Source organism: Sporosarcina sp. P26b, from assembly GCF_002743245.1.
GTDB classification, from domain to species: domain Bacteria; phylum Bacillota; class Bacilli; order Bacillales_A; family Planococcaceae; genus Sporosarcina; species Sporosarcina ureae_C.
Window position 1 is genome coordinate 387,593 of sequence record NZ_PDYW01000001.1, and the last position, 6,023, is coordinate 393,615.

General features: G+C 39.1%; 5 protein-coding genes. All 5 read left to right on the top strand.

All coding sequences use genetic code 11. The features are described from left to right. Positions 1 to 5 precede the first annotated feature (5 nt). The 5 genes from hemC (at position 6) to CSV69_RS01905 (ending at position 5,917) form a co-directional block, all read left to right on the top strand. Positions 6 to 935, top strand: a complete 930-nt coding sequence (gene hemC, locus CSV69_RS01885) for a hydroxymethylbilane synthase (protein ID WP_099692614.1) — start codon at positions 6 to 8, stop codon at positions 933 to 935. Beyond that, positions 928 to 1,692 (top strand): uroporphyrinogen-III synthase, encoded by a 765-nt coding sequence (locus CSV69_RS01890; RefSeq protein ID WP_099692615.1) that lies wholly within the window; start codon positions 928 to 930, stop codon positions 1,690 to 1,692. Before hemC ends, CSV69_RS01890 begins: the two co-directional genes overlap by 8 nt. Further along, positions 1,689 to 2,669, top strand: coding sequence for a porphobilinogen synthase (gene hemB / locus CSV69_RS01895; RefSeq protein WP_085426434.1), 981 nt, complete (start codon positions 1,689 to 1,691; stop codon positions 2,667 to 2,669). Before CSV69_RS01890 ends, hemB begins: the two co-directional genes overlap by 4 nt. A gap of 1 nt (position 2,670) precedes the next feature. Further along, positions 2,671 to 3,966, top strand: a complete 1,296-nt coding sequence (gene hemL, locus CSV69_RS01900; RefSeq protein WP_085426433.1) for a glutamate-1-semialdehyde 2,1-aminomutase — start codon at positions 2,671 to 2,673, stop codon at positions 3,964 to 3,966. A gap of 259 nt (positions 3,967 to 4,225) precedes the next feature. Then, positions 4,226 to 5,917, top strand: a complete 1,692-nt coding sequence (locus CSV69_RS01905) for a dynamin family protein (RefSeq protein WP_143560789.1) — start codon at positions 4,226 to 4,228, stop codon at positions 5,915 to 5,917. Positions 5,918 to 6,023 lie beyond the last annotated feature (106 nt).

The following is a 6,023-nucleotide window of genomic DNA, read 5'->3' on the forward strand; positions in this document are numbered from 1 at the left end:
GTTTTGTGAGAAAAATTATTGTAGGTTCACGTAGAAGTAAGCTGGCATTAACTCAAACGAAATGGTTCATCGAACAAATGAAGCAAGCGGGTGCACCATTTGAGTTTGAAGTGAAAGAGATTGTGACGAAAGGCGATCAAATATTGGACGTCATGTTGTCAAAAGTTGGCGGTAAAGGATTATTCGTAAAAGAGATCCAGCAAGCATTATTTGATAAAGAAATTGATTTTGCCGTACATAGCATGAAGGACATGCCGGCGGTAATTCCTGACGGCTTGACTGTCGGTTGTATCCCTAAACGTGTAGATCCGCGTGATGCGTACATCGCAAATGACCATGTTCGCTTCATGGACTTACCAATCGGAGCGGTTGTCGGTACATCCAGTCTACGTCGTAGTTCACAGTTGTTGATGTTACGTCCGGATATTGAAATTAAGTGGATACGCGGCAATATTGACACACGTCTTCGTAAACTCCAAGATGGTGAATATGATGCAATTCTCTTGGCTGCTGCAGGACTTAAGCGTATGGGCTGGGATGATAACATCGTCACAGAACACCTATCGCTCGAAGATTGTATTCCAGCAGTAGGACAAGGTGCATTAGCAATTGAATGTCGTGAAGATGATACAGAATTGCTAAATGAACTAGCGAAATTAACAGATGAGAACACATGGATTGAGCTACAGGCTGAGCGTACGTTCCTTAACGAAATGGACGGTTCTTGCCAAGTACCAATCGGAGGATTTGCAACGTTTGATGGTAATGAAGTGGAAATGACTGGTTTCATCGCGTCTCCGGATGCAGTTCAAGTATTCCGTGAAACGGTGAAAGGAACAGATCCTGTTGCAGTCGGTAAAGAAGTCAGTAGAATTTTACGTGACCAAGGTGCTGCTGAAGTTATCGAGAAAGTGAAGGCGGAGATGGATGCGTAACGCATTACCGTTAGCAGGAGAAACGGTTATTTTCACCGGCACACCAAAATCTTCGGAAGCTGCTGAACTCGTGAAAAAGTACGGTGGCATTCCGATTTCGATTCCACTTATTCAAGTAGAAGAAATACAGAAGAAGGCTGATCAGCAAAAGTTGCAACAAGCAATGAAAGCTGATTGGCTCATTTTTACGAGCCAATCAGCAGTTGCTGCGTTCCGTGCGAAAATGTTGCGGTTCAATGTAACGGCTGATGCGTACAATGGAAAAGTTGCTGCGGTCGGAACTCGAACAGCCGCTGCGCTAGATCAACTTGGTTTTGCTGTGTCTTTCATACCAAGCGTATTTAGTGCAGATGTTTTCGTCAAACAGTTTAATCCGAAAAAATCAGAACGGTTGCACGTGGTCTTTTTGAAAGGTACGCTTGCGGGTAGTCTGATTCGCGAGGAGTTGCCGTTTCATGTATCGGAATGGACAGTCTATGAGACAAAAAGTGCAACGAGTGAAATAGATAAATTGAGTCGTTTTATACTTCATAAAAATCAGGTGTCTGTTTTGTTCGCAAGCCCGTCAGCGGTGGAAGTGTTCTCTTCACGTATTGCACCGAAAACGACGTGGTTCGGCTTTACAGTTTGTGCGATCGGACATGTTACGGAACGTGCATTGTTAAAAGTAGGTGCACCTGTTCACGTCAAACCTGAAACGTATACATTAGTCGAGCTAGTTCACGAATTAGCCAAACGAAAGGGAGAATTTAAATGAATCCAATAGAATTTAAGCGTCATCGTAGACTTCGTACACACCCAACAGTGCGTGCGATGGTAAGGGAGACAGAAATTAAAGCAGCGGATTTCATTTATCCTATCTTTGTTACAGAAGGCGAGAACGTACGTAATCCAATCGCTTCGATGCCAGGAGTAGATCAGTTTTCAATTGATTTATTATTGAAAGAGACGGATGAAGTAGTTGAACTAGGTATTTCATCGATTATTTTATTCGGTATCCCTAATGAAAAAGACGCTACCGGATCTGAAGCGTATGACGATGAGGGAATCATCCAACGTGCTACACGTGCTGTAAAAGAACGTCATCCAAAATTAGTTGTAGTGGCGGATACATGTTTATGCGAGTATACAGATCACGGTCACTGTGGCGTTATTCACGATAATGATGTAGATAACGATGCAAGCCTTGTATTGCTTGCGAAGACGGCAGTCAGTCAAGCGAAAGCAGGAGCAGATATCATTGCGCCGTCGAATATGATGGACGGATTTGTTGCGGTCATTCGCCAAGCACTTGACGATGCAGGATTCCAGAACATTCCGATTATGTCGTATGCGGTGAAATATGCATCTGCTTATTACGGTCCATTCCGTGAAGCAGCGCAATCCACTCCACAATTCGGCGATCGTAAAACGTATCAGATGGATCCAGCAAATCGAATGGAAGCTATGCGTGAAGCGGAATCCGATATTCTTGAAGGTGCAGACTTCCTTATTGTGAAGCCGGCATTGTCTTACCTTGATATCATTCGCGACGTAAAGAATCATGTACTATTGCCTGTCGTGGCGTACAACGTCAGTGGAGAATACGCAATGGTCAAAGCAGCTGCATTAAACGGCTGGGTAGATGAGAAGAAAATTGTACTAGAAACGTTAACAAGTATGAAGCGTGCAGGCGCAGATATCATCATGACGTATCATGCAAAAGATGCTGCTCGCTGGTTGGAGGAGAAGTAATATGGGACATAAATCATATACGAAATCTGAACAAGCATTCAAAAAAGCAGTTGATTTAATGCCGGGTGGCGTCAACTCACCAGTTCGTGCATTCAAATCAGTCAATATGGATCCGATCTTTATGGAAAGTGGTAAAGGGGCGATCATTAAGGATATTGATGGCAATGAATATATTGACTACGTTTTATCTTGGGGTCCTCTAATCCTAGGACACACACACCCTGACGTAGTATCAGCAATCCAAAAAGTAGCTGAAACTGGTACAAGTTTCGGAGCACCGACTCTTCTAGAAAATGAATTAGCTGAGCTTGTCATCGACCGTGTTCCGTCAATTGAAATGGTACGTATGGTATCTTCAGGTACGGAAGCGACAATGAGTGCACTTCGTTTAGCACGTGGCTATACGAAGCGTAATAAAATCCTTAAATTCGAAGGTTGCTACCACGGACATGCGGATTCTTTGCTTATTAAAGCGGGATCGGGTGTCGCTACATTAGGTTTACCAGATAGCCCTGGAGTACCTGAATCGATTGCGCAAAACACGCTTACGGTTCCATATAACGACCTGGAAAGTGTTAAATTGGCTATCAAAGAGTACGGAGACGACTTGGCTGCGATTATTGTAGAACCTGTTGCAGGAAACATGGGTGTTGTAGGACCGGATAACGGCTTCCTTAAAGGCTTACGTGATTTGACCGAAGAGAACGGTTCATTACTCATCTTTGATGAAGTGATGACTGGATTCCGTGTTGGTTATAAATGCGCACAAGGTCATTTCAACATCAAACCGGACATTACATGTCTAGGTAAAGTAATCGGTGGCGGACTGCCTGTAGGAGCGTATGGCGGTTCACGCAAGATTATGGAGCATGTTGCACCAGCAGGAACTATTTATCAAGCTGGTACATTGTCTGGTAATCCGTTAGCGATGACAGCGGGAATTGAAACATTGAGAAAGTTAACGCCGAAAACATATGAACATTTCATTAAGCTTGGCGATCAATTGGAAGAAGGTTTCCGCGCAGCAGCGAAAGCTAATAATATTCCGCATACTGTCAATCGTGCAGGTTCGATGATTGGGTTCTTCTTTACAAATGAACGCGTCAATAATTACGATAAAGCGAAAACATCTGATTTGGAACTATTCGCAGAATATTACCGTCTGATGGCGGAAGAAGGTATTTTCTTACCACCTTCCCAATTCGAAGGAATGTTCTTGTCAGCGGCTCATACAGAAGAGCATATCGCGAAAACTGTGGAAGCATTCCATACAGTGTTTGCTAAATTGAAACGATAATTAGGAAAAACTAATCTTAAAATAATAACTTAATTCGGTGAGGGAGTAGCTTATGCTACTCCCTCTTTTCGGCTTCCAAAATTCTGGTTCTATAATCAACTATTAAAAATTCTGTTATATTATAATTATTAACAATGAGTAGTACATTATAACTTATTTCAAAGGGTAGAAGGTCGTACCTTTATCTGTTAATATTAGATATAAAGAACTGTGATTAGAGTTATGTTCTTCAAAATAAAAATAAGGAGCAAATGCCTTGGTGATTTGGAAAGAACATTTATCAGAAACTTTAAGAGTATGGAAGCAAGATATAGAATCATTAGATCAGAAGTGGGAAGGTCTAAACCTTTCAGAGCTTCTAAATTATATGCAAGCGGAAGAAAATACAGTGATAGGGATATTTGGGGAATTCAAAGTCGGTAAATCTACTTTTCTTAACGCTTTATTAGGCGAGAAATTAGCGATAGAAGGTGATAGACCAACTACTGCAGTCGCAACTAAGTATACATATGGTATGAAAAATAAATATGAAGTCCAATACAAAGATGGGACATCAAGAAGTCTAAGTAAAGAATTATATAGTAAACTTTCTATAGAAATTCCTGAAACAAGGTCTGAAAGAGATAATATAGAATATTTTAATTGTGAAATACCCGATGAACGATTGAAAAATAAAGTCATTATTGACACTCCAGGATTTTCATCTATCAATACTCATCATGATGACGTATCAAAGAAAATTATTGATGAAGTCGATTTCGCTATTGTGCTAGTAGATAGAAATGCAGCCTCAACAATAGAAATGCTGAAGTTATTCCAAAAAAATAAAGTTCCAGTACATGGAATTTATAATGATAGAGACAGAAGTAGTATGCAAGTTAATGATGGAGAAGAAGACGATGGAATCATCATTAATTTAAAAAATGCACTAGGTAAACTGATTATTTCTTTAGATTGTATATCAGCTCTTGATGCATATGAAGGAAAAGTAAAAAATGACCAGGAATTATATCGAAGTAGTAATTTCGAAGTTGTTGAAGATTTAATAAAAAGTCTTCATCTAACGCAAGACCAGAGAACTAATAGAGTGCTTTCTAAATTAGTAGAATGCTTTCAGTACTTTCACACGACGCTTAAGAAGGAAAAGACAAAATACCCAATTACTTTTTATGGAAGTATAATGGGTGAATTATTAGACGGAAATTTACCAAGCACCTTTAAAAAACATCTTCAACTAAAAAAGAAGATAGAAGTTTTCGATAGACTTTGCTTAGCATTAGCGGATGTTTTGTATGAAGATGTTAGGTACCTAGATCACACTTACCATGAAGAATTAAAAGCAACCTTACTGGAATTTGGTTTAATTGGTCAACTACCAAAGTATAATTGGAATAGTATCAATAGAATCAATGATATTCATCAACAGATAGATAATGAAAGTATAAAATTAAAGTCTTTTAGAGAAAATGTATCAAGAAGTTGGCAGAAAGAAAGTAAGTTTGCTTTTCTAAGAAAGCATGCTTTGGAAATGATCTTCACAAAGCAATATGAATTTAATAATAAACGTACAGAAATTATTGAATTAGAAAATGAAGCGGAATTCTTATTAGCAGAAGCAGAAAAGGATTTAGAAGCCTATGCGAAAAGTCTAACAGCTGCTATTCACTCTATTTATGCAGATGTCTTAGACTATAGGGATGAAGCTGAAAAACAATGGTATGAATTATGGAACGAACAAAATCAGCAGTTATCAAAGATTTCACTTCCCAACTTAAAGGGAATAAAAAAAATACAGCATGCATGTGATGTATTTATAAATGAAATGCCAATGTTTTTTGGACAAGAATACGAAGAAATTAAATTTAATTTCGAATACCAAAAAGCTAAATACTTATTCGAAATTATTCAGGAAGAATCTTTTGATATGCCTATAGATGTAACCGTCAAGTAGAATTCAACAGTTTTCGATAAATAACTTTCAACAGTTTTCATCAATTAAGACTCAACACTTCATTCTTTAAAAAGGGTTTTTCTGTATTTCATCCGAATGCTATCCT

Excerpts from the sequence above, each read along its gene's own strand:
- CSV69_RS01890 (WP_099692615.1), top strand. The coding sequence starts at position 928 with ATGCGTAACGCATTACCGTTAGCAGGAGAAACGGTTATTTTCACCGGC.
- hemB (WP_085426434.1), top strand. The coding sequence starts at position 1,689 with ATGAATCCAATAGAATTTAAGCGTCATCGTAGACTTCGTACACACCCA.
- hemL (WP_085426433.1), top strand. The coding sequence starts at position 2,671 with ATGGGACATAAATCATATACGAAATCTGAACAAGCATTCAAAAAAGCA.